The sequence below is a fragment of the Leptolyngbya iicbica LK genome (genome assembly GCF_004212215.1).
Taxonomy (GTDB): Bacteria; Cyanobacteriota; Cyanobacteriia; order Phormidesmidales; family Phormidesmidaceae; genus Halomicronema; species Halomicronema iicbica.
Map to the genome: position 1 here is coordinate 470,572 of NZ_QVFV01000002.1, position 26,360 is coordinate 496,931.

25 protein-coding genes are annotated in these 26,360 nt (G+C 52.9%); 11 read left to right on the top strand and 14 right to left on the bottom strand.

Going from position 1 to position 26,360, the window contains the following annotated elements; translation table 11 throughout:
* Positions 1–16 precede the first annotated feature (16 nt).
* The 6 genes from lipA to rpsU all read left to right on the top strand — a co-directional run bounded on the left by lipA (position 17) and on the right by rpsU (position 4,526).
* On the top strand, positions 17–904 hold the full coding sequence (gene lipA, locus DYY88_RS09140; protein WP_039728350.1) for a lipoyl synthase: 888 nt from the start codon (positions 17–19) through the stop codon (positions 902–904).
* A gap of 67 nt (positions 905–971) precedes the next feature.
* Complete coding sequence (locus DYY88_RS09145) at positions 972–1,694, top strand: pyridoxine 5'-phosphate synthase (RefSeq protein WP_039728349.1); 723 nt, start codon at positions 972–974, stop codon at positions 1,692–1,694.
* 205 nt (positions 1,695–1,899) lie between these two features.
* Positions 1,900–2,229, top strand: a complete 330-nt coding sequence (locus DYY88_RS09150) for an MgPME-cyclase complex family protein (protein WP_039728348.1) — start codon at positions 1,900–1,902, stop codon at positions 2,227–2,229.
* Between the two features lie 147 nt (positions 2,230–2,376).
* Complete coding sequence (murG, locus tag DYY88_RS09155; protein ID WP_039730215.1) at positions 2,377–3,444, top strand: undecaprenyldiphospho-muramoylpentapeptide beta-N-acetylglucosaminyltransferase; 1,068 nt, start codon at positions 2,377–2,379, stop codon at positions 3,442–3,444.
* A 477-nt stretch (positions 3,445–3,921) separates the two neighbouring features.
* Positions 3,922–4,209 carry an RNA-binding regulator gene (gene rbp / locus DYY88_RS09160; protein WP_039728347.1) on the top strand — a complete coding sequence of 96 codons (288 nt, stop codon included), beginning with the start codon at positions 3,922–3,924 and terminating at the stop codon, positions 4,207–4,209.
* 125 nt (positions 4,210–4,334) lie between these two features.
* Entirely contained in the window at positions 4,335–4,526 is a 192-nt protein-coding gene (rpsU, locus tag DYY88_RS09165) for a 30S ribosomal protein S21 (RefSeq protein ID WP_072041352.1), read from the top strand.
* A gap of 123 nt (positions 4,527–4,649) precedes the next feature.
* Here rpsU and pyrF read toward each other — a convergent pair whose 3' ends face one another.
* Both pyrF and tyrS read right to left on the bottom strand, forming a co-directional pair.
* Entirely contained in the window at positions 4,650–5,381 is a 732-nt protein-coding gene (pyrF, locus tag DYY88_RS09170) for an orotidine-5'-phosphate decarboxylase (RefSeq protein WP_039728346.1), read from the bottom strand.
* A gap of 51 nt (positions 5,382–5,432) precedes the next feature.
* Positions 5,433–6,647 (bottom strand): tyrosine--tRNA ligase, encoded by a 1,215-nt coding sequence (gene tyrS, locus DYY88_RS09175; RefSeq protein WP_039728345.1) that lies wholly within the window; start codon positions 6,645–6,647, stop codon positions 5,433–5,435.
* A gap of 239 nt (positions 6,648–6,886) precedes the next feature.
* On the opposite strand from tyrS, the gene DYY88_RS09180 reads away from it, so the two are divergent.
* The gene (locus DYY88_RS09180; protein ID WP_039728344.1) at positions 6,887–8,812 is read left to right on the top strand and encodes a transglycosylase domain-containing protein; all 1,926 of its coding nucleotides are present in this window, start codon (positions 6,887–6,889) and stop codon (positions 8,810–8,812) included.
* A 46-nt stretch (positions 8,813–8,858) separates the two neighbouring features.
* Here DYY88_RS09180 and mazG read toward each other — a convergent pair whose 3' ends face one another.
* The 3 genes from mazG to DYY88_RS09195 all read right to left on the bottom strand — a co-directional run bounded on the left by mazG (position 8,859) and on the right by DYY88_RS09195 (position 10,795).
* Positions 8,859–9,683 (bottom strand): nucleoside triphosphate pyrophosphohydrolase, encoded by an 825-nt coding sequence (gene mazG / locus DYY88_RS09185; RefSeq protein ID WP_039728343.1) that lies wholly within the window; start codon positions 9,681–9,683, stop codon positions 8,859–8,861.
* A 79-nt stretch (positions 9,684–9,762) separates the two neighbouring features.
* On the bottom strand, positions 9,763–10,227 hold the full coding sequence (locus tag DYY88_RS09190) for an MEKHLA domain-containing protein (protein ID WP_039728342.1): 465 nt from the start codon (positions 10,225–10,227) through the stop codon (positions 9,763–9,765).
* Positions 10,228–10,246: 19 nt separating this feature from the next.
* Positions 10,247–10,795 carry a metal-binding protein gene (locus tag DYY88_RS09195; protein WP_039728341.1) on the bottom strand — a complete coding sequence of 183 codons (549 nt, stop codon included), beginning with the start codon at positions 10,793–10,795 and terminating at the stop codon, positions 10,247–10,249.
* A 972-nt stretch (positions 10,796–11,767) separates the two neighbouring features.
* Between DYY88_RS09195 and DYY88_RS09200 the strand changes: the two genes are divergently transcribed.
* A complete protein-coding gene (locus tag DYY88_RS09200) occupies positions 11,768–12,406 on the top strand; it encodes a hypothetical protein (protein WP_039728340.1) in 639 nt (212 codons plus the stop codon).
* A gap of 85 nt (positions 12,407–12,491) precedes the next feature.
* Here DYY88_RS09200 and DYY88_RS09205 read toward each other — a convergent pair whose 3' ends face one another.
* From DYY88_RS09205 to DYY88_RS09225, 5 genes are all read right to left on the bottom strand, one after another.
* Complete coding sequence (locus tag DYY88_RS09205; protein WP_039728339.1) at positions 12,492–13,106, bottom strand: esterase/lipase family protein; 615 nt, start codon at positions 13,104–13,106, stop codon at positions 12,492–12,494.
* A 49-nt stretch (positions 13,107–13,155) separates the two neighbouring features.
* On the bottom strand, positions 13,156–14,385 hold the full coding sequence (locus DYY88_RS09210; RefSeq protein WP_039730214.1) for a DUF445 domain-containing protein: 1,230 nt from the start codon (positions 14,383–14,385) through the stop codon (positions 13,156–13,158).
* 273 nt (positions 14,386–14,658) lie between these two features.
* The gene (ubiE, locus tag DYY88_RS09215; RefSeq protein WP_039728338.1) at positions 14,659–15,372 is read right to left on the bottom strand and encodes a bifunctional demethylmenaquinone methyltransferase/2-methoxy-6-polyprenyl-1,4-benzoquinol methylase UbiE; all 714 of its coding nucleotides are present in this window, start codon (positions 15,370–15,372) and stop codon (positions 14,659–14,661) included.
* A 184-nt stretch (positions 15,373–15,556) separates the two neighbouring features.
* The gene (locus DYY88_RS09220) at positions 15,557–16,450 is read right to left on the bottom strand and encodes a response regulator (RefSeq protein ID WP_044151341.1); all 894 of its coding nucleotides are present in this window, start codon (positions 16,448–16,450) and stop codon (positions 15,557–15,559) included.
* Positions 16,451–16,903: 453 nt separating this feature from the next.
* Positions 16,904–17,572, bottom strand: a complete 669-nt coding sequence (locus DYY88_RS09225; RefSeq protein ID WP_242517592.1) for a DUF1997 domain-containing protein — start codon at positions 17,570–17,572, stop codon at positions 16,904–16,906.
* A 460-nt stretch (positions 17,573–18,032) separates the two neighbouring features.
* Between DYY88_RS09225 and DYY88_RS09230 the strand changes: the two genes are divergently transcribed.
* Positions 18,033–18,695: an SDR family oxidoreductase gene (locus tag DYY88_RS09230; protein ID WP_039728337.1), complete on the top strand. Its 663-nt coding sequence runs from the start codon at positions 18,033–18,035 to the stop codon at positions 18,693–18,695.
* Here the strand turns inward: DYY88_RS09230 and DYY88_RS09235 are convergent.
* Together DYY88_RS09235 and DYY88_RS09240 are read right to left on the bottom strand one after the other, a co-directional pair.
* Positions 18,692–19,510 (bottom strand): Nif3-like dinuclear metal center hexameric protein, encoded by an 819-nt coding sequence (locus DYY88_RS09235; protein WP_039728336.1) that lies wholly within the window; start codon positions 19,508–19,510, stop codon positions 18,692–18,694. The genes DYY88_RS09230 and DYY88_RS09235 overlap by 4 nt on opposite strands.
* 164 nt (positions 19,511–19,674) lie before the next feature.
* Positions 19,675–20,748: a D-alanine--D-alanine ligase family protein gene (locus DYY88_RS09240; RefSeq protein WP_039728334.1), complete on the bottom strand. Its 1,074-nt coding sequence runs from the start codon at positions 20,746–20,748 to the stop codon at positions 19,675–19,677.
* Between the two features lie 372 nt (positions 20,749–21,120).
* Here DYY88_RS09240 and DYY88_RS24085 point away from each other — a divergent pair, with 372 nt between their 5' ends.
* The gene (locus DYY88_RS24085; protein ID WP_160299589.1) at positions 21,121–21,297 is read left to right on the top strand and encodes a hypothetical protein; all 177 of its coding nucleotides are present in this window, start codon (positions 21,121–21,123) and stop codon (positions 21,295–21,297) included.
* Positions 21,298–21,413: 116 nt separating this feature from the next.
* Here DYY88_RS24085 and DYY88_RS09245 read toward each other — a convergent pair whose 3' ends face one another.
* Positions 21,414–23,699: a ComEC/Rec2 family competence protein gene (locus DYY88_RS09245; RefSeq protein WP_039728333.1), complete on the bottom strand. Its 2,286-nt coding sequence runs from the start codon at positions 23,697–23,699 to the stop codon at positions 21,414–21,416.
* Positions 23,700–24,084: 385 nt separating this feature from the next.
* Between DYY88_RS09245 and DYY88_RS09250 the strand changes: the two genes are divergently transcribed.
* Positions 24,085–24,870 carry an exosortase-dependent surface protein XDP2 gene (locus tag DYY88_RS09250; RefSeq protein ID WP_039728332.1) on the top strand — a complete coding sequence of 262 codons (786 nt, stop codon included), beginning with the start codon at positions 24,085–24,087 and terminating at the stop codon, positions 24,868–24,870.
* Between the two features lie 207 nt (positions 24,871–25,077).
* On the opposite strand, the gene DYY88_RS09255 is transcribed toward DYY88_RS09250, so the two are convergent.
* Entirely contained in the window at positions 25,078–26,313 is a 1,236-nt protein-coding gene (locus tag DYY88_RS09255; RefSeq protein WP_039728331.1) for an LL-diaminopimelate aminotransferase, read from the bottom strand.
* Between the last annotated feature and the right edge of the window lie 47 nt (positions 26,314–26,360).

A 26,360-nucleotide genomic window follows, 5' to 3' on the forward strand; every position in this document is an offset into this window, starting at 1 on the left:
TTTGAAATTGTGCGTAATGTCCTCTTCTACCCGTGAATTGATCAACCTGCCGCCCTGGTTACGGCCTTCCATCGGCAAAGCTAGTGACCTCTCGACCGTACAGCGCATTATCAAACAACGCGGCATCCACACAATTTGTGAAGAGGGGCGGTGTCCCAATCGGGGTGAGTGTTATAGCAACAAAACGGCCACCTTTTTGCTAATGGGGCCGACATGTACTCGTTCCTGTGCCTTTTGCCAGGTCGATAAAGGTCATGCCCCCATGCCGCTCGATCCAGATGAACCCAGCAAAGTCGCTGAGTCTGTCGCCTTACTCGATTTGAAGTATGTGGTGCTAACTTCGGTGGCGCGCGATGACTTGTCAGATAAAGGGGCGAGTTGGTTTGTCAAAACGATGCAGGCGATTCGCGATCGCACACCAGACACTGAAATTGAAGTGCTGACCCCGGATTTTTGGGGCGGCGACAATGCCGCGATGCAACAACGCCAGCGCGTAGAGACCGTCACTCAAGCAGCTCCCGCTTGTTATAACCACAATGTGGAGACGGTTCGCCGCTTGCAAAATCCCGTACGACGGGGCGGACGATACGATCGCTCGCTAGCAGTCTTGCGCTACGTCAAATCGGCGAACCCCGCCATCCCCACTAAGTCTGGGCTGATGTTGGGACACGGAGAAACTGAAGCGGAAATCATTGCCACGTTAGAAGATCTTCGCGCGGTGGACTGCGATCGCGTCACGCTGGGGCAATACATGCGCCCCTCACTCGCCCATTTGCCAGTGCAAAAATATTGGACGCCCGCTGAATTTGAGCGGCTAGGTGAAGTCGCGCGATCGCTGGGATTTGCCCATGTGCGCTCTGGTCCCCTGGTGCGCAGTTCCTATCACGCGGGTGAAGCCCCGTAATCGGTTTGGTCAGGGACCATTTCTCATTACAATCACTACATTGCATGGACTATAGGGGAGATCACCTGTGCCCACCTTAGGCGTCAATATTGATCACATTGCGACCATTCGCCAAGCGCGTCGCACTGTCGAGCCCGATCCAGTAGCGGCAGCGGTGCTAGCAGAACTGGCCGGAGCCGATGGCATCACCGTCCACCTTCGAGAAGATCGCCGTCATATTCAAGATCGAGATGTGCGCCTGCTACGGCAAACGGTGCGCACTCATCTCAATTTAGAGATGGCGGCCACTGCCGAAATGGTAGAGATTGCCCTCGACATCAAGCCCGATTACGTGACCTTAGTGCCCGAAAAACGCGAAGAGATTACGACTGAAGGCGGTCTAGACATTGCGGGACAGTGCGATCGCATTACCCAAGTCGTCTCTACGTTGCAGGGCGCAGGCATTCCCGTCAGCTTGTTTATTGATGCCGAGCCCGAGCAAATTGCCGCTTCGAAACAAACCACCGCCAGATTTGTTGAACTCCATACCGGTCGCTATGCCGAGGCGCAAGGCGAAGCGGAACGGGCTGAGGAACTGAGCTATTTGACCGTAGGCACGAAAGAGGCGATCGCCGCCGGCCTGCGAGTCAACGCCGGTCACGGACTGACTTATCAAAATACCTATCCCGTTGCCTGCATTGAGGGCATGGAAGAGTTGAACATTGGTCACACCATCATTAGTCGAGCGGTCCTGGTCGGTATGGAACGAGCGGTGCGCGAAATGAAACAAGTGATGCGGGGTGATTATTGAGTGTGAGAGGGCATGGACAGAAGGATGATGAGTGCAGAGTACGGCCTCGGATTCTGGCACGGCTGACTTGACGATTAGGCTATCAGTTTGTTGAACGGAGTCCGTCCCGAACTCGTCTTCACATCACTTTACGCCTCGAGACTACACGGCCATCAACCTTCTATGGGAGAATTTTGACTCTAGGTGGTTGTTTACCCAAAGGACCATGAAAACTTACTACTACCTTGTTGCCAGCCAAAAATTTCTGCTCGAAGAAGAACCCCTTGATGAGGTGCTGCGCGAGCGCCGTCGCCACTATCAAGAACAAGAAAAAGAGATTGATTTCTGGCTGGTTAAGCAGCCTGCCTTCCTAGACAGCGAAGGATTTAGCGAGATTAAAAGTCGCTGTCCACAACCCGCTGCCGCTGTGATCTCAACGGATAAGACTGTCATTACTTGGCTGAAGCTCCGGTTAGAGTATGTGATCACAGGGGAATTTCAGGCGCCGACGCCGACGCTGCCCGATCCCCTGGCTTCGTTAGAACCTGTGGCCTAAAGGCCCCACCACTATGAGGGGGAGCGGTCAAGTCAGGCCAACCATCAGTCCTCGCATCATCGCTCCAAGCTGAACGCAGGCTTGACCACTTTTGCTGAGGGCGGTCAAGTCTGCGGCTTTCTTTGTTTGTATTCAGAGCGCGTCATTGTGTCAGAGACTCCTAAAAAACTGCTGATTGCTGCGAGTGGCACTGGGGGGCACCTCTTTCCCGCGATCGCAACGGCAGAGCAATTGCCTGAGTATGAGATCGAATGGCTAGGTGTCCCCGATCGCCTGGAAACCGAGTTGGTGCCGCAGCAATATTCCCTACACACGGTGCGGCTCGGCGGCTTTCAGGGACGACTGGGACTGGGCTCGCTGCGGCTGCTCAGCCAAGTTTTGCAAGCCACGTTGCAAGTTCGTCAACTGCTGCAGCGCGAACGCTTTGATGGGGTTTTTACCACAGGTGGCTATATTGCCGCCCCCGCGATTCTCGCGGCCCGATCGCTGGGGCTGCCGGCCATTTTGCACGAGTCGAATGCGTTGCCCGGTAAAGTTACTCGCTGGCTCAGTCCCTGGTGTTCGCTCGTAGCGCTGGGGTTTGAAGCGGCGACCAGTCATTTACCTAAAGCCAATAGCGTAGTAGTAGGCACCCCAGTGCGATCGCAGTTTCTCACCAATCATGAGTTGCCTACAGACCTAACGCTGCCACCCGAGGCTCCGGTCATTCTCGTCGTGGGGGGCAGCCAGGGTGCCGTCGCGGTTAATCAGCTGGTGCGGACCGCTGCCCCGGCTTGGTTTGAGGCCGGGGCTTGGGTCATCCATCAAACCGGTACCAATGACGAGGCGGCCGATAGCTTGCAGCACGACCACTATATCCATCGCCCCTTTTTTGAGGCGATGGCCGGATTGTATCAGCGGGCTGATGTGGTTATCAGTCGGGCCGGGGCAGGCACCCTGACCGAATTAGCCTTTACCCAGACACCGTCGGTACTGATTCCTTATCCTTTTGCGGCAGAAGATCATCAGGCCTATAATGCGGCGGCATTCGCCGCGGCGAATGCCGCGCTGGTCTGTCGGCAGGCCGATTTGACGCCGATTGCTTTGCAAGACATGGTGTTGACCCTGATTCATAACCCTGAGCGGCGAGCCCAGATGGCCGCCGCTGCCGCCAGTTTGGCGATTCCCGATAGTGCTGAGCAACTGGCCAACTTGATTCGCCAAACGCTGACATAACTTGGGAGATCTCTGCAAAAGAAATTACCCGAAAGAAGATGCGGCATAGGTTACGGTTGACGTCAGGAAACCCAACAGCATCAAGGATTCAAGCATGTTGGGTCTCGTTCCTCGACACCAACCTACGATGGGAAATTTATTTCTAGAGAACACCTTGAATCGAGTATGAAGATTTAATTTGCTACGTTTGCCTCAATAATTGATGGCGGCGGCCTTTGTTAGCCTGCTATTGGGGGCCATAGGTTTCCTTGCAAATGCTTGCCAGACGGTGATTTTGCCCTTTACCAAGCCAGTTGATACCGTTAACAGCGAGACTCCGCGATCGCGGCTGTGGGGAGATTGACACGATAGTGTAAACTGTATGAGGTTTCGGTGGTTGAGTGTCCGCTAGTTTTGGGATTTCGTTCTCTGGCTTTTGGTTCGATAGCTTATCCCCGTATTCCGTTTTGTCTTTTATTTTGCTTGCGAGGTTGGGCTATGACCGTTTATGTAGGGAACCTTTCCTACAGCGCCACCGAAGATGATCTCAATGAAGTTTTCAAAGAGTACGGTAGCGTCAAGAGAATTCAAGTCCCCACTGATCGGGAAACCGGTCGGATGCGTGGATTTGCGTTCGTGGAGATGTCTGATGATGCCGAAGAAGATAAGGCAATTGAAGATCTCGATGGAGCTGAGTGGATGGGCCGCACCCTAAAGGTGAATAAGGCTCGTCCTCGCACGGAACGTAAACCTTCTGGTGGTGGCGGCTGGGGTGGTCGTGGTTAACCGCGATCGCTGATTCAGCTAGCATTCATTCAGATTATTCACCCTTGAGAGGACAAAGGGGACTTTGCCCCTTCTGTCCTCTTCTTTTTGCTTTAAAATAGAAGTTTTGAATAGGAGGCAACTGCATGGCCCAAGTGGTACTCGGAGAACACGAACATCTAGAATCGGCACTACGGCGATTTAAGCGCAAGGTTTCTAGTGCTGGCATTTTTGCCGACATGAAAAAGAAGCGACATTTTGAAACTCCCGCTGAAAAGCGCAAGCGGAAAGAAGTGGCTAGACGCCGTCAGAGAAGACGGATGCGCCGCCAGAGCTAGACTCAACGCTAGCCGTAACCGTATTAGATATTCACCGCAGAAGCTCTCATGTAATGAGACAAACCTTCGGGTTTGTTGGGTGGGAGCTTCTGTTTGTGTGTTGAGATTTTATAAGAAAGATATTTACTGTAGCGTTAGCTCGTCACAGATCCGTTGAAACGCCACATTGGGCTCATCGGCTTGCGTGATGGGGCGGCCAATCACTAGATAATTTGCCCCAGCCGCGATCGCTTCCTGGGGCGTCATCACCCGCCGTTGATCACCCGCTTGTGCCCAATTGGGCCGCACCCCCGGACACACCAATAACCAATCAGCCCCGCAGCAGCGCCGCAGCAACTCCGCTTCGTGGGGCGAACAGACACTCCCCGCTAAACCGGCCTGTTGTGACAGGAGCGCCATTTGCAGCGCATAGTCAGATAGCTCTAGCGGTATTTTGAGATCAAAGGCGAGCGATCGCGCATCAATGCTGGTTAATACCGTCACGGCAATCAGTTGGGGCGCCACCATGCCCGCCGCCACCGCGCCTTCAGTGGCTGCTTGCTGCGATGCCTGGAGTGCTGCCAAGCCCGCTGGGGCGTGTACGGTCACCAGATCCACGCCATAACGCCCCGCTGCCCGACAAGCCCCCGCCATCGTGTTGGGGATATCGTGAAATTTGAGATCCAGAAAGATGCGCTTGCCCTGTTCCTTTAGATAAGTCAGGATTTCTGGCCCGCTACTGACAAACAACTCTAGCCCAACCTTCCAAAAGGTAACGGTAGGGATATCGTCGATTAACCGCCTAGCAGACTCAGCATCGGGCACATCGAGCGGCACAATAATGCGCTCGGCAGGGGCATTCAAACACTGGAGCATATTCCGTCACTCACTCGTTTTCGCCAACACCATACCAACGAAACCCGTTGGCTATTTCACGAGACGAATAAACTTTTTCTTGCCGACCTGGAGAACTTTGTCGTACAGCGCGTTTGGCGTTTCAAAAACCAGGTTGGGATCGGAGAGGCGATCGCCTTCCAACTTCACCGCACCCCCTTGAATTTGGCGGCGGGCTTCGCTGCTGCTGGCACACAATGGCGTCGTGCCCAACAGGTAGAACGCCTTAGCCGGGAAATTGACCTCGCTAAGGGAAAACTCCGGCACGCTCTCGGCTGCACCACCGCCCTGGACTAGATTCACCGCGTCCGTTTGGGCCTGTTGCGCCGCCGCCTCACCATGAAATTGACGAGTTACGTCGAGGGCAAGGAGCTTTTGGCGATCGCGAGGATTTTCCGGCAACTCCGCCAGCGGCAGCCGCGTCAGGAGTTCAAAATACTGCTCAATCAAATTGTCGGGCGTCTTTTCCAGTTTGGAATACATGGTGAGCGGGTCTTCTTGCAGGCCCACATAATTCCCCAGCGACTTCGACATTTTTTGGGCACCATCGGTGCCCAGCAGCAACGGCAACAACATGCCAAACTGCGGCTCCAGGCCAAAATGTCGCTGGAGGTCACGGCCCACCGCAATGTTGAACTTCTGATCAGTCCCCCCCAATTCGATGTCGGCTTTCACCGCCACCGAGTCATACCCCTGCATCAGCGGATAGAAAAATTCATGGAGAAAGACGGGCGTCCCTTTCTCATATCGCTCGGCAAAGCCTTCTTTCGCCAGCATTTGACCGACGGTCATCGTGGCAAACAGCTCTAGGATTTGGCTCAAATCAAGATCAGACAACCACTCCGAGTTGTAGCGAATTTCCAGACGCCCCGGCGTGTCAAAGTCGAGAATGGGCCGTACTTGCTCCAGATAAGTGGCCGCATTCGCCTTGACCTCGGCTTCGGTGAGTTGCTTACGCACCTCTGATTTGCCTGTGGGGTCGCCAATACGAGCGGTGAAGTCGCCGATGATGAGCACTGCGGTGTGCCCCGCATCTTGAAAGGCCCGCAGTTTACGCACCGGAATGCTATGCCCCACATGGATTTCGGCCCCGGTAGGATCGATGCCGAGCTTCACCCGCAAGGGGCGATCGCATTGTGCCAGCCGCGCCCGCAAATTTTCGTGTGGATTGTCCGCATCGGGCTGATCCGGAAAGACCTCCGTCACGCCGCGATAAATCCATTGCAAATCGTCCGAAAGTTGACCCATAGCTCCTCAAAAAGATCCTCATGCCCACTGCTTCAGCTCATCGTTTGCGCCGACCGCGATCGCCTGCGCGCTCATTGCCCAACGTTCTCTATAAAGAACTCAAAATAAAGTGGCAGCCGCTGAATTCCTGCCTTATCCTGTTGCCAGTTGTTTTTTTGCTGACCATTTTTAAGTCAGACTTCTATAATTACAAGACTCTGAACCGTTGAATACCCTTACCGTAAATCGCGTGGCCTATCGTGTCGACTAACACCTATCGAAAACAAACCGCTGCCCGCCGCTCAAACCATCTCACCAGCGGTGTCGTCAAGTTTGTGCAAGATGTCGGTCAGATTAGCGTGGCAACCCTGCTCGGCACGACCATGCTGGTGAGTTCGATCGCGGCGGGTGGGCTAGTGGGTCTCGCCATTAGCTTTCGCAACTTGCCTGACGTGCGAGTGCTGCGCAACTATCTGCCCAGCGAAACGAGTTATGTCTACGACATCAATGGCACGCTACTTTACAGCCTGCACGACGAGGCCAACCGCGAAGTAGTTGATCTAAACGAAGTTTCCCCTCATCTCAAGCGGGCGGTGCTGGCGATCGAAGACAGCTATTTTTACTCGCACCAAGGCATTAATCCCAGTAGCGTCGGCCGCGCCTTATTGGCCAACGTGCAGGCCGGCAGCACCGTTGAGGGCGGTTCCACCATCACCATGCAGTTGGTGAAAAACCTGTTTCTCACCCCCGAACAAGCCGTTAGTCGAAAGGTGGCAGAAGCCGTCCTATCCATGCGGCTAGAGCAGATTTTCTCCAAAGACCAGATTCTCGAAATGTATTTGAATCAGGTGTACTGGGGTCACAATACTTACGGGGTGGAAACGGCCGCGCAAAGCTATTTCAACAAGTCGGCTAAAGACCTGAACTTGGCTGAAGCCGCCATGATGGCCGGGCTCATTCAAGCACCAGAGGGCTACAGCCCCTTTGTGAACTATCAGTTAGCGAAACAGCGTCAAGCTACGGTGTTAGGCCGTATGCGACAGCTGGGATGGATCACGCCGGAAGAAGAGACAACCGCGAAAGCTCAGCCCTTGCTCGTGGGTGAAATCACCTCCTTCCGCACCAGTGCGGCTCCGTATGTGACTGAGGCCGTCGTACAAGAGCTGAAAGAGACGTTTGGGAATGATGCCGTCGTGAAAGGCGGGATGCGGGTACAAACGACAGTCGCGTTAGATATGCAGCGCATGGCCGAAGAAACCGTCCGTCGCAACCATGAGGCGATGCGCGCGCGGGGCATTCGCGCCGACCAAATGGCTTTAGTGGCGATCGACCCCCGCACCCACTTTGTCAAGGCGATGGTGGGCGGCGTCAACTACGACGACAGCCAGTTTAACCGGGCCGTGCAAGCTCAGCGCCAACCGGGGTCTGCGTTCAAACCGTTCGTGTACTATGCGGCGTTTGCGTCGGGGCGCTACACTCCAGACAGCATTATCCAAGATACGCCGGCTAGTTACCCTGACGGGTATGAGTACTACAGCCCGCGCAATTATGACGGTAGCTTTATGGGCAGTATTCCCATTCGCAAAGCGTTGGAGCTGTCGCGTAACGTGCCTGCGGTCAAACTAGGGCAGTCGGTCGGGGTCGATCACATTATCGAGATCTGTCGCCTGTTGGGGATTGAAAGTCCTATGGAACCGGTGATTTCTCTACCTTTGGGAGCGGTGGATTTGACGCCGATGGAAATGGCCGGAGCTTATGCGACCTTTGCGAGCAATGGTTGGTACTCAGAGCCGACCTTTATCGTGCAGGTAACCGATAGCAACGGGAATGTGCTATTGGATAACACACCCAAACCCCAACTCATCCTTGATCCCTGGGCGACGGCAGCGCTGACTGATGTGTTGCAAGGGGTCGTGGCTCGCGGGACGGGGACGGGAGCTCAGATTGGTCGCCCTGCGGCGGGTAAAACTGGCACAACTGATTCGCAGCGCGATGTCTGGTTTGTAGGCTATGTGCCCCAATTGGCAACGGCAATTTGGGTTGGCAATGACGATTACTCGCCCATGGGGGCGGGGGCTACTGGCGGTGGGTATGTGGCTCCGGTGTGGCGCGACTTTATGCAAAAGGCGCTGGCCGATGTACCGGTAGAGGGCTTCCGCAGTCCTTCTGAATTTGCGAAGCCATAATTCTGCGCAGCAGCAGCATGGCGGGTGGCTAATCGACAGTGATTTGTCAGCCCGATTGCTTGAGGTGGGCTTTGGCCTGTTGCCACAGGGCTTCGAGTTCTTCGCCTGAGTAATCGGTGAGGGGGCGATCGCTCTGGTTTTCCACTTGTTCAAACCGCTGAATAAAGCGACGGTTGGTGGTTTGTAAAGCTTCAGAGGCATCTAATCCATGCCAGCGAGCGATATTCACCAAGGTAAAGAGCAGGTCACCCAGTTCGGCTAGTTGATTTTCTTGGGGTTCGTGAGCGATCGCGGTGCGAAACTCATCTAACTCTTCGTGAAACTTTTCCCACACCCCATCGACAGAATCCCATTCAAAACCGGCTTTGGCCGCTTTTTGCGAGATTTTGGTGGCGGCCAGCAGCGGTGGCAGCGTCCGGTTATATTTACGCAACTTGGGTGCCAACTGATGAGGGTTGTGAGGTTCTCCCTTTTCCTCCGCCTTGATTTTTTCCCAGTTGCGATGCACCTCATCTACGCTGTCAACTGCGACATCGCCAAAGACGTGGGGATGTCGACGAATCAACTTGTCCGCAATACCATCAGCAACCACCTGCAAGTCAAAAGTGCCCTCGTCTTGAGCCACCTGGGCTTGCAACACTACTTGGAGCAGTAAGTCGCCTAGTTCTTCCGCAATGTGCTCGGTGTCATCTCCGTGGATAGCATCGACCACTTCATACGCTTCTTCGATGACGTAGGGCACCAGCGTTTTGTGGGTCTGCTGTAAATCCCAGGGGCAGCCCGTCTCGGGATGTCGCAGTGCTGCCACCACCTCAACCAACCGATCTAGCGCTTGCAGAATGGCTGTACGGGGCTGCGAAGAAGTCGTCATGGAGGGTATGGGAGGAAAACGTCCTTTCCACTATGCCAGGAAAATCGGGTGACGAAAGACTTAGAAACAAGGCTGCCAGTTATAAAAATTGCCAGTGGGCAAAGGTGGCGGCTTGGCCAAGGCGATCGCCATTCTGGTTGATCACGTTCCAAATGACGGCTTGCTGAATGTAGAAGCGTCTGCCCTGGCTAGAGATGCGAATGCCCTGATATTTATCAACATAGCCCTGGGTGTTGAGCTGAGCCAGCATTGTCGCTCGTTCGTCGCGATGCATCGGTTCGGCACTTAACCGCGACGGCAGTTGGGTAAAGGCAGGCCAATCGAGTTCCCACAAATCGAGGGCACAACGGTTGGCATAGTTAAAAATCGGATCAGCCTGAGTGCCATGGGAGACGATCGCAAACGGAGCCTCAAATAAAGCTTGTGCTAGGGTTTGGGGCTCGGTCACTGTGACCAACGGCTCATGTCGCCAATGGGCGTAGCTATTGGCCAAATGCTGGCTCCAAAGTTGTACTGAGGACTGTTGATCGAGGGAAGGGTGCATCAATGCCAGGAGACTGAGATTATCGACGACGCCGTTTGCGCGATCGCCGCTTTTTGGGGACCGCTGAGCGACGAGCACGTTTCCAACTAGAAACCCACTCGTCAGCAGTGTAATGGCTCATGGCCCCGAGTTCGATGCCGATCGCGATCGCCACCCATAGCCGCCAATAATCCACCAAAATTTGCCCCGTCATGCGCCCCAGATCATTCCACGTCACGGTGGTATGGCCCGCTGTATTTGTGATTTGCAACCCAAAGAGAATCAGGAGCAAGATCGCCACCAACAGATACAGGCATCGCCCAATGCTGCCAGCCAAAAATCCGTGAGATAGCCAAGAGCGATGGCGCACCCGGCGACGATACGGCCACCACAGCCACCCCATTCGGCCCCACCGCTTAGTCTGTACTGAATGAATATCCAAATCAGGACCAAACATAAAGCCCGCAAACACGAACCCCATCACCACCAAACTTGTGTAAAGCCACCGCTCAGTCACCAGCATGGCCCCCAGCCCCACCCAGGGGGTGAGCCACACAGTCACGCGATCGTGAGTTTTACCAGATGGCATTGCAAATTAAACCAAGGGATAAACAGAAAGGCCATGAGCCCAGAGCCCTAAATGCTTGATAGCGATGTCAATACTGAGACCTTGATCTTCAAGCTGACTGGTGATTAGCGATCGGGATTGACCAAAATACTGCCCGCCACAGAAATTCTCTATAAAATTATGACCTTGGTTTGTCAGATTGCTCTGAAAAGAACCGTAACCGATCGCTCCAGGCCCCCGGTCCCTGCCGGATACCCGATAGTCTGAGGTCGCAGCCAAGAGACCGGGTGCCTCTGTCTTGGGGCTCCTGTGTATACACATCTCAGCCCTCACCCCCTCAGTCCCCCTCTCCCAAAAATGGGCGAGGGGGAGGCCAGAGAAAGCTTTCCGGCTCCCCTTCTCCCGCTCTGGGAGAAGGGGTTGGGGGATGAGGGTAAAGCCATGACGGCAAGGGTTTCAAGACTTATGTATACACGGTAGGTCTTGGGGAGATCGGGATTTCATCGTTTGGCATGTAGCCCGAGCGTCATGAACCATTGCCCTTAATCTACTCGCTCAAGAAACCTCTGCCCAAGAGAGAAAGGCCAACAGCCCTCAATCTGAATGAGACCGAGATTGTCGATTCAAATTGCCAATTTTTCCCTCCATAAAGTGTGTTTGCCTCACCAATCACGAACCCGCTGCTGACTCGGGGCAATTCTTTTTGGCTGATTGTTACTAGATGCACTGCCAATGGCTGAGGTGGGAAATCTAAATTTAGGGCGATCGCGATAAGGCGACTCTTCAGCTTGATAGATCATCCTGTATTGCCCATCTCGCACACAGAATCCGTCTTTCGGCTTCTCGTTCACCGCTCAGGAATAGACAGTCGTGGGCAAACAGTGAGGGGCTAACCGGGAAATGTCTCTTAGGCTGTCGTTATGGGAAGACATTCAGAATGAGCGCCCCCTCGTGATGCGCCTCCAGGTCTCGCACGTAATAGGTGATCTACTTATGTTATTTGACCGCATGATCGAAGACAGTCTTGGCTTTATCCGCCGCAAACTCTGGTCAGAAACCGACCCAAACCAAGGGACTAAAAAGCAGTTTCAATCGACCAAATCCATTGCGGGAGAGTTTGGCATTATTCACCTGTTGGAGGGCCGAGATACGCCTCGGGCCATCCGCACTTGGATGTTGACCCCCAAGCGACAAAAGATGAATTCGGCCCACATGGTGGCAACCTCAACACCGATGGATTTGCATATCTATACAGACTTTTTGGGGCCGCTGCCCAAGAATACGACCCCCTCAGCCATGGATGAGCGTAAGTTGCAAGAAAGCCAGCGGCAGCGCGGCCTATCAGTCCCCACCCATCGTTTGCAGTTGTTGAAAGCGAGCCACTTTCTCAATAAAGATGGGTTTTACACTTCAGAGGTGTTGCATTGGCAGGACATTGATTGTTATCCCCCCAGTGGCAGCAATTTGCCCCCCAAGGCCGCCAACAAAATTGCGATGCGCTTTACAGATGCCTTTGCCTTCAAGTGTTTGGAACTGCCTCAGCCGATGAAAATCCCCGCTGAGGAATGGACGCAAATCATTGACGATACCCTGAGCGAAGTCAAAGCCAAGCTGGCCGCACCATCCGTTTAACAGGCAGTTCAAGGGCCTCACCCTATCCTCATGCGATGGCTACTCTCGCCCATAATTGTCGAAAAAATTAGGCAGGCATAGGCGGTTACACAGCGTTTTGGATTGCGGTAACGATCGCTGATTGGACAGCGGTGTCGTTCATCATGAAGGTATGTTCGACAGGGAACTCAAGGGGGTGATCGCGATCGCTCATCCGAGTCTCGCTAATGGCGACAATCCCGTCATTGGCCTCTGTGCCAAAGGGACTCAGTAGCCCTGTGGGACCGCCTACGCCAGCAATGATGGTGTAAGGCGATCGCAACAGCGGCAACTGGTGGAAAAAATCAAGGCGGGTCAGGTTAAAGCCGCACTGCCCGGTAAACCATTGAAACGGCGGTAGCTGCCAGGCCATCGGCGCTAAACGCGGGCGTTGATTGGGCGGCCCCAGCATCACGACATGGGCGGGCGATCGCAGCAGCTGACTTTCCAAAGCGGCTCGCAGCAGCAGCCCCCCTAAAGAATGGGCCACAACGCTGTAAGGCCCTTGTTGACTCAAGTCATGTAGCTGGTGCCGCAGACGTTCGACAATTTGGTCAAACGTTTCAAAAATCGCGGCATAACCGAATGCATGGGTCTGCCAACCGCTGGTTTGTAATCGCCAAGCCAGTGGCAGCAGAGAGGCCGGAGTGCGACTGAGACCGTGAACTAATAACACTTGCATCGCAGAATAGTCCTTGGAAACTTGATCAAATCGTGCCTTGCATGGCGAGTTATTGAAAATAGTAGAAAGCCGCCTGTAACCCGCCGATTAAAAAGCCCAAAATCCCCCCAAGGTTCACAATTGCTTGCAATTCATTACGGACAATGCCCTGTACGGCAATCTCTAAATCTCGTGGATTAGTGGCTGAAACTCGTTCGATAATTACCTGGTCAATATTTAAAATAGGAATCACTTGCGCGACTAAGTTTTCCAAATCTCGCTCTAGATACCGTTCTAAAATCAGGGCTAATTCCTCACTCACCGGGTCGAGAGAATCGCTAATCACTTGGGAGTTTTGCAAACGGTTGAGCAACTGAGTCGCTAGCATTTGCCAGTTAATGGTTGTGCTCAAGCCTTTTAACAAATCCGGCCCTAAAGTTTGAATGTATCCCCGCACCGCTTCACGAATGGTTTTACGCAACTCTCGAACGGTTGCGACCGGCAATTGCTGCAGCGTCATTTGCTGAAAGATTTCTTGCAGCCGTGGATTCACGTTGAGCGCTTCGACTAGTTCAGCAATGCGTGCATTGGTAATGTCGCGCTCATCCAGACAAAAGGAGCGCAGACGGGTCAAGGAATTGCGCACGCCAAAGAGATTGGCAACCACCCAATAGGTGCCGCTCGTCCGCGACCGAAAAATTTCGTCGATGGTGTGAATATTGCGATCGGTCAAAAAATCGATCAGCATGCGGCGTAAGCGATCCGGCGGCAACACCGAAATCAGTAGCCAGTTCGAGAGTTGTTGCGCTTGTTCTGGTGTGAGTTGAAAGTCGAGCAAGACCTGGTCAAAGATTTGATCGATTTGCGCCTTGAGGAAATCTTCGCGGCGCGCCCAGACCCGCAGCAATCGAGGCAACGAAGTGCCAAAGACGTCCTGCAACACTTTGCCAACGATCTCTGCCGTTCGCGCTTGATTCCGAGACTGGATCTGGTCGAGGCTGAGTTCCAGCAGCCACCGAATGGCTTGCTTCGTCCGTTCGGTTTGCAACAGCCGCCGGGCCAGTTTTTCCATCTCTTCTGGCGTCAGCAGCGAGCCCATGATGGTATCCGCGACGCGACGGGCCAATCGGCTTTGATTGCTGGGAATCAAGCCCGGCGTTAAGGGTAGCCGCCGCTTGAACACATAATAGGGCCGATAAGGCCGAAAAAGCATCTTGATGGCCAGGTCATTTGTAAAATAACCGATGACGCCGCCGACACAGGGCGGCGCTAACAATAGCCAAATATCAGACCAATCCATCGCAAACGTGAGGGGCGATCGCACCAGCGGCAATGTGCCGAGTCATCATAACAAACTAGCTTCATGGTTATGCTGGCCGTCTTGAGAAGTCTTAATGTTAGGCTATTGAGGGATTAGCGGAAAATCACATGCCGGTCAAGAAGAGTCGGTGAGTCACAGATGAAATGTTGAGCCTCTAGTTGATGGGCAAGGCTTTTGCGGAAAACGATGGTCGTTGACGAGGAGGTGTTTGCGCCGTTGAGAAGTGTTGCCGATTACCGCGAGTAAGAAGATCTAGCGGGTCAACACTAATATGCCCATCAGACCGCCCGCAATAGGATAGTGAACGGCTGAGGAAAATCCCGCATCCAAAGCCAGTTGCCGTTGTGCTGGTCCCAAGGGAAATCGCTCGACACTGGGAGCGATATAGGCATACTCATCTGTCATCCCGAAGTTTTGTGCGGTGGGCACCACGACCGTATTGAGATACCAATGTTGAAATTGCCGAAGCCAGGCGGATTGCGGTTGCAAAAAGTCGAGCACCGCAGCTTTAGCGCCTGGTTTTAGCACTCGTCGTAACTCTTTGAGACCTTGGGTCAGGTTGGTGAGATTGCGTAAGCCGTAAGCCATCGTGGCGGCTTCAAACTGTCCATCAGCAAAGGGCAGGGCCAGAGCATCGCCCTCGACCCAGTGCAGGGGGGCGAGGCGAAATTGCCGGGCAGACTTTTGGCGCGCGATCGCCAATTGAGCGGGAGAAAAATCGACTCCATACACCGTGCCAGTTGGCCCGACTCGCCGCGCTAATAGCAGCGCCAGATCACCACTGCCACAGCACACATCCAAACAGGTTTGACCGACTGCCGCGCCACTCCAATCGACGGCCATTTGTTTCCAGATGCGATGCAAGCCCCAGCTCAACTGTTGGTTAAAGTCGTCGTAGACAGGAGCAATCCGGTCAAAGAGTTGTTGAATATCTTGAGCGGCAGGCGCAGCGTTATCAAAAGTCATGGGCATCTTCAGGAAAGCAATCGCGTGTAAACATCTTTACAGACCATATCGCGATCGCTGGGTCAGAAACGGTTGGATGCCTCTGCTTTTGATGTTGGTCAGAGTGCGCAACGTTGGAAACCACTATTCAGTTGGGGCCAACCGTTTAGCACCTGCAACTATCGACTGGAACACCGGGGGCGGCCTACAAACAGGCCAACGTCAAGGCCACCTGGTGAGAAGCCATGCCCAGAAAATCTTGCAGCGTTTTAGTGAATTCGTGGGGCGATTGCCACTGTAAGGAAATGACTGCCACGACGGCACCACGAAAGAGGACGGGCACCCCGCCATGAGCGCCGACCTGATGCGTCTCGTAGAGTTCTTTGCTCGTAGAGTCTGAAACTTTTGCGGCATTAGGCATGAACTTCAATTGCTGCGCAGTAATGGCCTCTGCAATCAATGGATCTTGCTTGAGCAGAATAGGCGCGATCGCTCCGGCGGTCCCCATATCATCCCCCAAGGTATCCCCTTCCACTAGATGAACGGCCGCGCCATCGGCTGCCGTAACTTTTTGCAGGGCGGCAGCGATCGCCGGTAAAGCCGTCACTACAGTCTCCTGAGACTGCGCAATATTAGCCATCTCCATCACCAGCCAGTGCTGATTTTGCAGCAGGTCAATGGCTTCACCTCGCTGCTTCAGCAAGTCATAGGTACTCGCCGCCTGATCAACAACGAGCTTCAGCTCATCAGGATTCCACGGTTTAGTGATGTAGCGATAGACCTGCCCTGCGTTAATCGCATCGACCAGATCTTCCACATCGGTAAACCCAGTCAAAATAATGCGTACAGTGTCCGGGAACTCGGGCACGGTTTTGCTTAAGAATTCCGTCCCCTTCATCTCTGGCATCCGTTGATCAGAAATGATGACAGCTACCTCACCGTGCTCAGCCAATACCTCTAGCGCTTGATGCCCGCTTTCGGCACGCAAAACGTTAAAGTCACGGCGAAAGGTTCGATAAAGCAGATCTAGATTGTCCGGCTCATCATCTACAACCAACATTTTGGCTTTATTGGTGTTTCGGGAACGAGCAGCAGCCATTCTGGAATACCTCAAATGTTCTTTGGCCAAGCATGATAGCCAGCAATGACCCGCCGGAGCTATCTCTCATGATCTCTACTCAATCAGTTGCTTTCAGAATACCCACGCCAGTTGTGAAACTATATGACTAACAATGACTCACCCGGGCTGAACTGATGCGCCTAACCGCTCAGACACTCTAAATACTGATTGAACTGCTCAAGTCCACTCCATCAATGAACCCACCAGATTTGTCAAACTGCTGGCAGTTGATTTCGTGAGTCAGCAATCAGAACTAGCAGGCAACACGATCCTAGCCCCGAGGCTTTCAGCCAAGAAACTCACAACAGCTTTGTGCGGGGGCATGTATCAAAAACTTCGCAAGCATAATAAGCAACTGTCTGAACTTCCTAGACACCGTTACTAACGGGAACATTGCTTTTATTGCAGTTCCAGTAGCCTAGATCTATGTTGCTAGGAATGCTCGCAGTGGTCTTGACTGCGAGAAAAGCGCTCAAAAAAGTGGTGGTTGCGCTTGCAGTAACTTTCCGGGAATGACAAGTTCAGCGTTTCGTGGAAGTCGGCTTGCACCTTGTGAGTTAACCGTTTGGAAACTTGTCGAACAATTTGACTCAGCAAATGATCGCCGGTTTTCTGAATGATGCGCTGGGGCAAAGCCTGAATAAATCGAGGAAAACCCACCCACACTTTTAGCTCTAGGGTCCAGTCTACCTGTGTCAAAACCTGGCCGGTCGCGATTGAAGTTTCATTCAGCTCAAGAGCGGCTTTGAAGTCGACCTCATAGCCAAGGGAGACATACCCAGGTATTTCAATAGTTTCAATACGATAAACGCCGTGGTCCTGCGGTAGCAGATGTAAACCGACTTTAGGTTCAACGTCGTAACCTAAGGCCCCAAAATGCCCAATGCTCAGGTCGTAGCCATTATTGCCCAGGGGGGTCGCCGTCATGGGATATGCGCAGCGCAAAAACCAGGACTGATGATCATCTAAGTAGTGCGCAACCGTATCACGATCTGCCGCCATTTCCATGCTGCCGGTGTAGTCACCGTGAAACAGCACGGGTTGGTGACGGAGAGATTCCGCAGTTTGATGATCAGCGTTGTCTTCTGTAGAGTCAACCAAGTGAGAAACAGATTCTAAAACCTGCTCTGAGAGGTCACTAGCTCGGTGATTAGTAAATGGTGTTTGCATGGAGGCGGTTTGCTATCTGGTTATAAATGCAAATGCCCAATGGCATGGCTCAGCAGCTAGTTGTAACTTCAATAATAATATTGGAAGTTATTTTAACCGACGAACCGCTGAGGAATATTCCTTCGTGAAAATTAGAAGACATTCTCAGCTGTTTGCAGCCTAACTCGGTCGCTTCTGCTCTATCAGTCGCAAATATACGGACTCTTGCAAGGACACTCGATTCAATTCCACGCTTTCCTCCGCAAGCTTACTGGAGTAGGGTTAGCTTAGGAATAAAGGTGCGCTAGCGTTTGAAGCTATGACTACGGTTTTACGGAAAAGTTTTGCGGCTTTTCTATTGTAAAAATAGACTCAGATCTATAGTTTGCTGTGTGTTGTAAAGGGGGATGGCATGAAGGCTTTGGTTGTGGGTGCAACAGGAGAGACGGGCCGTCGGATTGTGCGAGTATTAGTTGCTAAAGGCATTCCGGTGCGGGTGATGGTGCGCGATCGCCAACAGGCCCAGGAGATTTTGCCCAATACAGTTGAATTTGCGGTGGGCGATGTACTCAAACGCAACACGATTGAAGCCGCGATCACTGATTGCACAGTATTGGTCTGTGCCACTGGAGCCCGTCCAAGCTTTGATCCCACCGGACCGTATCAGGTGGACTACGAAGGCACGAAAAATTTGATTGATGTGGCCAAAGCCCACAACATCGAACACTTCGTGATGGTGTCATCTTTGTGCGTGTCGCGCTTTTTCCATCCATTAAATTTGTTTTGGCTCGTGCTGTATTGGAAGCAGCAAGCCGAAGACTATTTGGTAAAGAGCGGGGTGCCTTATACGATTGTTCGCCCCGGCGGATTGAAGAACGACGATACCGACGATCGCCCGCTCATTATGGCTCCTGCCGACACCTTGTTCGAAGGCAACATTCCCCGGCTCAAGGTGGCGGAAACCTGCGTTGCCGCTCTGCAGGATGCAGGCGCTAAAAACAAGGTTGTGGAAATCGTGGCCCAGGAAAACGCAACGCAAAAGCCGTTTTCGGAACTCTTTGCCGGTATTTCTTAAGCCAAATGTGGTCGCTGCCAAAATTGGCGAAAGTCTTCGTCGCGATCGCTCAACTGGGCAGTCTCTGCCCCAAGAGACAAAAGCTTATCGACTAACCGAGCGCAAGCCGGACGTTCAGTAGCGTAGTGTCCGGCATCGATTAACACGAGCCCGCGATCGCGAGCTTCTTGAAACTGGTGGAACTTGCAGTCCGAGGTGAGGTAAGCATCGGCCCCCGATTTCACGACGTCACCAATGAAACTGGCCCCGGAGCCGCCCAAAACCGCCAGGCGGTGAATGGGCTGCTGTAAATCCGCTTCGGGAGAATACAGCAAGTCGGGCGGAGCTAACTGCTGCTGAATCGTTACCAGTACCTGCTTCAATGAGGGCGCTTCTGGCATTACACCGACACGGCCATAGCCAATGCCCGGTCGGGTGGGAGTGATGGGTTGCGGCTGTTGTAGATCTAAGAGTTGGGCCAACACATCGGCAGTGCCATCAGGCACCTGATCAAAGTTGGTGTGGGCACTGTAGACGCCAATGCCATGGGTAAAACTCAACAGCACCATATCCCCAATGGGGGTACCAGTTTGTACCGATTTGAGGGGACTAAAAATCAGTGGGTGATGGGCAAAGATCAGATTGATTGGCGTGCCGGAAGCTCGTAGGGCGATCGCTTCTTCCATGACGGCTAGGGTTGGCGTTAGGCACACCAGCACATGGGCCGACGCCCCCAAAATCCCTGGTTCGATTTGCCAGCCACAGTTGTCCCAACTTTCTTGCCACTGGGGGGGAGCCCAGGCTTCAAATTGGTCGATTAGTTTAGCAATGGTCATAGTGATGTCGGCGGCTGTATCCGTCGGAGAAATGAGTGGTCAGATAGAGCTGACCAAGCGAACTGGGGAAAGAGGGTGCAGTGATCCCCAGTCCTTGATCGTTGATTTTGATCTTAGGCAATCCTTCAATTTTGCGTGAGATTGGACAGCTCAAGGGCTAGATTTTAGGCGCTGATGGGTTGCGATCGCTCCAGGCCAAACTGCACTAGCTGATCTACCAGCGCGTCAAAAGAAATACCACTTGCTTGCCACAGCATGGGATACATGCTGGTTTGAGTGAACCCTGGCAAGGTGTTGATTTCATTGAGAAAAATCTCGCCGGTTGCTTCCACGTAGAAAAAATCGACTCTTGAAATGCCTGCTGCATCCACTGCCTGAAAGGCTTGCACGGCCATTTCTTGAATCTGGCGAGTGATTTCTGGCGGCAGCGGTGCGGGGATCATGAGATCGGCTTGTCCTGCAGAGTATTTGGTTTCATAGTCGTAAAAGTCGCTCTCAAAGCTGATTTCTCCAACCACAGACGCTTTGGGCACGTCGTTACCCAACACCGCACATTCGACTTCACGAGCCTCGACGCCAGCTTCTACAATGATGCGGCGATCGTAGCTAGCAGCACTATCGAGCGCCGCTTCCAATTCCTGGCGCGATCGCACTTTGGCTATGCCGACCGATGATCCCAGATTGGCAGGCTTCACAAAGGCGGGATAGCCCAATGCTTCTTCAATGCGATCGCACAGCTTGGGAAACACACAGGGATTTGACCAAACTTCCGCGCGGGTGACTGCCACATATTTCACTTGCGGCAGTCCGGCTTGGGCAAAGGCCGTTTTCATCGCAATCTTATCCATCCCCACTGCGGACCCAAGCACGCCAGAGCCGACGAAGGGAATTTGCAGCAGCGAGAGCAACCCTTGAATGGTGCCGTCTTCGCCATTGGGGCCGTGTAAGACGGGGAACCAGATGTCAATGTCGTTAAGCGGTTGGGGCGCAGGTAGACGATCACCAGGCTTCGCGGTTTCGTCGCCGTCCGTTGAGGGCTCGCCTGACTGCAAGACTTGAGCCGCCCGATCGCCAAACTGCCAAACTCCAGCCTTGGTGATGTAAACCGGAAGCACCAAATATTTGTCAGCATTGGCTCCCTGGGTGAGAGCCTTTGCGATCGCCTGCGCCGAACAAATCGAGACTTCATGCTCGCCGGAGCAACCGCCAAACAAAACGCCGACCTGTGTTTTTGCCATGATTGCTCTCCCTTTGCCGGTTTCAGAACTGCCTACTACCATCAATCGCGGCTACTTAGCCCATCAACCCCGACCAGACGGAGGCCAATGCTGCTGCGATCGCATCTAAGTATTCCTATCACTTCCGAACCGCAAAAAAAACCCTGGGCCTCGCAAACGAGGTCCAGGGGCAACAATCAGGGTGCATCTACCACTTCAATCTTCTGGCGATCGCAGGCCAATCCGGAGAATTTTGGCGGAACTATCGTACAAATCGGCTGGGACAAGACGACACCTAAATCGTGCCGCAGAGCTTAGAGTGGATCTTGCTGTATCGAAAATAACTGTTTGACAGTTGACATTTCGTCAAAATACCCGAAATGTCAAGGAGCCATGATGACTGAGTCTGTGAACTGTGAAAAGCTGGCTGGGGTTCTAAACCGGGCGAGTGCTCAAGGCAAGCACCAATTTTGCAAAATGCTCTGGGGTAACCAGTCAGAATCCATTCAGTCGCAGCTGTTGCCCTATTTGACTGAGCAAGCCCAAGACGCCCTCAAAGAGGAAGAATAAGTCCCGACCTTCGCGGTTGGTTGGTGCAAATTTCCATGGGCTGTGAAGTCGAATTTTGCCGAAAGTTAAGGCATCGACACGGAGTGCTACCAACTATTCCACTCGCGATATCTTTACTAAAAGGCTGGTGTGCGATGCGGGGTTAGTCGATAAGGGCGAAATCCTTGCCGGGGCTGCCAGGTGATGGCACCGTCGCGTTGAGTCCAAAATATCTGAATGCCCTGGCGCTGGAGTTGACGTTCGAGCGATTCGGGCAGCTGGGAGCCATAGCAAATAGCGACTTTCGGGGCGATGGCTTGCACCAGGGCCGGGCTGAGTGCTTCACCTGCCCACACCAACACCTCACTTTGGAGTGCTGTGCCCATTTGGGCCAGATGTTCCTGAGTCGCCAATGGCAATTGCGGCAACAATAGCCAGCTTTGGCGATCGCTCAACCGCACAATCGGATTTTCGATCCCCAGCAACTGCAGAGACAGTCTGTCCACCGTAGTGCTGGTGCCTGCCTGGAGTTGATGAAAGTGGCTATCGGCAGCCAATTCGGCATCGGTGGCTTCTGGACTGTAGAGATGCTCGGCGGGCACATGGGCTAATAGAGTTTGCCACCCGCGCCGATAGTCAGCGCCCAATGGCAGCGCGATCGCCGATTTCAGATGATTGACGCCCGCCTGGGTTAAAAAAGGCTCAACTGTGTAGAAAGCCGTTTTCGCATCGCCACTATTGATCAGTGTGGTCTGGCCGTGATCTTGCTCCACCCAAATCAGTTCATTTCCGGCAGCCAATACCGTGACTTGATCTTGCGTTGCCCAGCGCCAGCCGAGCGGCCCCACAATCAATATCAGAAACATGGTCACGAGTACAGGCTGCAACCAACCTCGACGTTGTTGCCCCCAGTGACTTCTCCCCCAAAGTCCTAATAGAACCCCATATAGGCCGACGACTTGCCAGAGAGAAATTTGGCCAATGGCGATTGAACTCCCAGGCAATTGACCACTCGTTTGTGCCAGCCACCACAATGTTGCCGCTGGATAATACAACACATGGGCGGCAATCCCTCCAAGTGGCGGCAACACCAAGGCTAAAGCACTACTCGCAATGCCCCCCAAACTAATCAAAGTGACTAAAGGCATCGCCACGACATTGAGCGCAATACTGAGTCCTGCCAACACATTGAAGTGATATAGCGTTAACGGTAGAGTCCACAGCGTGGCCGCTATTGGCACAGCAATCAAAGAGGCCACCATCACGGGCAACCAGTCTAATCGGCGTGTCAAAGCTGGCACGGTGACAATTAAGCCCCAAGTTGCCATAACGCTGAGCTGAAAGCTGACATTCCACAACCAGTTGGGATTGACAAGGAGCATGCCTGTGGCCGCCACAATCAAAGCTCCCGTAGGTAAGACTCGGCGTTCGGTCACTAAAGCCAACAAAGTTGCCCCGCCCATTAACGCCGCGCGAATGACGCTAGGTTGAGCCCCCGTCAGACACACATAGCCCAACAACACACTTAACCCCACGACAAATTGCAGCTTGCCGGAGCGCGATCGCAACAACGCCAGCACAACGCCAAACAATAACGACACATGAAATCCTGAGGCGGCGATCGTATGCGCTAGGCCCACACGCATAAACACATCATGGATATTGCTCGGCAGGTCAACCGCATTGCGCCCTAAGGCCATTGCACTCACCAGTTGCCCCAGAGGACTGCCCAAAGCCCGCACCTGAGTGCGGACAATCCGTTGCCGCACTCGCCATCGCCCCCAGCCAGTAGCCTGTCTAAAAGTCAGCTCGTCGGCGACCAAACCACTAAATGAGCCCCGTTGAGTCAGATAGGCTTGAAAGTCAAACCCATTCGGATTCATCGCGGGTTGGGGGCGATAAAGCTGTCCCCTGGCGGTCACCTGTTCTCCGGCATGTAGCCCCGTAACTTGCAAGAGCGGAGCCGTAACGTAAACTCGCCCCCGAACGGGAATTTGAAACGTTATCGCCCCCTCGGTATCCAAGACTTGTAGCGCTTGGGCCGCAACCAAAAAGCGGCCCTTTAAGCCGCGATTGAGCCGTGGGTCTTCGATCGCTTGTCCCACAACGACGTGTGCTGTCCCAATCGTGTTAGCCCGTTCTAGAAATTGACTAACATCCTGTACTCCAGCGACCGGCGATCGCAGAGGCATATAAATAGCGGCCAGCAGCATCACTACGCCCAAACTGCACCAGCGTCCGGATTGCCACCCTAGTCGCCACGACCGAGGAGCTAACATTCCCCAGCCTGACAACAGTATTAAACCCGCTATCCCTGACCACGAAACGGCTACGCCACCCAGCGATCCATAGCCCGCGATCGCGCTGATGAGCAAGCCTACGATGTAGGCAAGACAAAGTGCCAGACCAAAAGACAAACCCATTGCATGAATTTCGTAGAGACCCTAGTTCTAGAAATCCCGGTTAATGGAAATTAAACTCACCCGATCACTGAAAAATAATCACCGATTCAGCAATTCTGCGGAGCACCTAAGAAAAACTACTGAACACCTGAATTGAACTCCAGGTGAAGGGCATCAAACTGACATGCTACGAGGTTTTGCCACCAAAATGAGCGATCGCTGCCATCTCTGGTGAACCCAAAAACGTGTTTCTTGATACTTTTTGGCTGCTAACGAGAGCAAATTGTAGACCGAAGTGAAGAATTTATGAGGTACACGCAATTTTCAATTGGGTAGCATCGCTGTCGTCTCTCCCATTTTTACCCGTTATCGTCTAAATCGTGACAGTCGTATACGGGTAGCAACCATGTCTCTTTCTATTTCCAAATTTGCCGTAGCCACCGGGCTTGCCACAGGTACTTTGCTTTCATGTTTTGGTACAAGTCAAGCGCATGCAACAGGATTCAAATTTGTAGGTACTTATTCCCAAACGAGCTCATCGACAGCTGATATTTTGCTCGAATCGATCACAGTTGGTGATCAAATCATTGATGAGTTTTCTTACGTAACTTCCGCCGAGATTATTTACAACGACGTTTACAGTGGTGGCAACACTGGTGCAGCAAGTGCTGACACTGGCGACGATGCAACGGGCGGTGCGCGCGCAGAGGATGCTACAGCGGCCGATGTGGTTGCCAACCTCAGCACCAATAATATCAATCACATTATCGATACAGAAGACAAAGGCCGATTTGAGATTGATCTGAACTTTAGCGAGGCAATTAAAACCCTCTTTGTTTGGGAGCGAGGGATGAATAGTGACCTCGGTATTCAGGCTGTGAATGCTGATGGCGAACTAATTGGTAGTCGGCTAGATATTACCCGCAATATGTGGTTCGACACTGGCTTTAAAATCGATACTTCTGAGATCAACAATGCTCAGAAAGTTGGTTCCTTAGGTATCAAAATGGCTGATTTAGGTGTAGAGGGCGGTGAGGTAAGCACGCTCCGCTTCTTTAGCCAAAGCGGCTTTAACGGTCCGGACTGGAAGTTTGTAGGAACTACTGCCAAGGTTCCAGAACCTGCATTGATGCTTGGTTTGGGCTTGGTCGGCGGGGCTCTAGCATGGCAAAAGCGTGCTAAAGCTGCTTAATCTTTGTGTGTTGCCTTAGTTCTATGACGGTTTGATCAATAAAAAAGGAGCTAGTTCTCACTAGCTCCTTTTTGTTATTTGGCCGTAATGATGACGCCTGAGTGTCAACGATGCCGTCAAGGCAACAAGTCAAACTACGGAAAAGGTGAGACATTCGCAATCAGTATTACCCAAGCCCGAATAAGCCCAGAAGCGAATATTGATGGCCTACACTTTGAACTTTTCGGTAATCCGCTGCATCGCAGTTTCGACATTCTCCCGACTATTGAAGGCCGAGATGCGGAAGTAACCTTCACCAGCGGCCCCAAAACCTGAACCGGGAGTTCCGACGACGTTGCAAGTGTGCAGCAGTTTGTCGAAGAAATCCCAGCTAGAGAGACCGTGAGGCGTTTTTACCCAAACGTAAGGAGCGTTGACGCCGCCATAGGTTTGGATGCCTGCTTCGGATAATTTTTCCCGAATGATGCGAGCATTCTCCAGATAGAACCGGATGAGTTTGCGGACTTGGGTTTGCCCAGCTTCGGTGTAAACCGCTTCGGCACCGCGCTGCACGATGTAAGACACACCGTTGAACTTGGTAGACTGACGACGATTCCACAACCGGTGCAATTCTACGTCAGTGCCATCAGAAGCCTTGACCTTAATCGTTTTAGGCACAACGGTAAAGGCGCAACGGGTGCCCGTAAAGCCTGCATTTTTGGAGAAGGACCGGAACTCGATCGCACAATCCCGCGCTCCCGGAATTTCATAAATGGAGTGGGGAATATCGTCTTCGGTAATGAAGGCTTCGTAGGCCGCATCAAACAACAACAAGGAACCGTGGGTGTGAGCATAATCCACCCACTGCTGCAAATGCTCGCGGGTCGCAGCCGCCCCGGTCGGGTTGTTAGGAAAACAGAGATAGACCAAATCGACCTTGTAGTCGGGAATCTCAGCGGTGAAGTTATTTTCCGCAGAGATGGGTAAGTAAATCAGGCCTTCGTAAGTACCGTCTTCCCTAGCTGGGCCAGTGTGCCCCGCCATGACATTGGTGTCGACGTAAACGGGATATACCGGGTCAGTGACAGCAATCGTGTTGTCGTGGCCAAAAATATCGAGAATGTTGCCGCAGTCGCACTTGGAACCATCGGAAATGAAAATTTCGTCAGCGGTGATGTCGCAGCCGCGGGATTGAAAATCGTGGCGAACAATCTTTTCGCGCAAAAATTCGTAGCCTTGCTCAGGGCCATAACCTTTGAAAGAATCGCGATCGCCCATTTCTTCGACAGCTTTGATCATCGCCACTCGGCAGGCTTCAGGGAGCGGTTCTGTAACATCACCGATGCCCAGTTTAATAATCGGCGCGTCAGGATTAGCCTCGGCAAATGCGGTAACGCGGCGGGCAATTTCTGGAAAGAGGTAGCCTGCTTTTAGCTTCAAATAGTTTTCGTTGATTGTGACCATGAAAAAAGAAACTCGATTGCACTGTGTTAGATCAGCTTACTTCGATC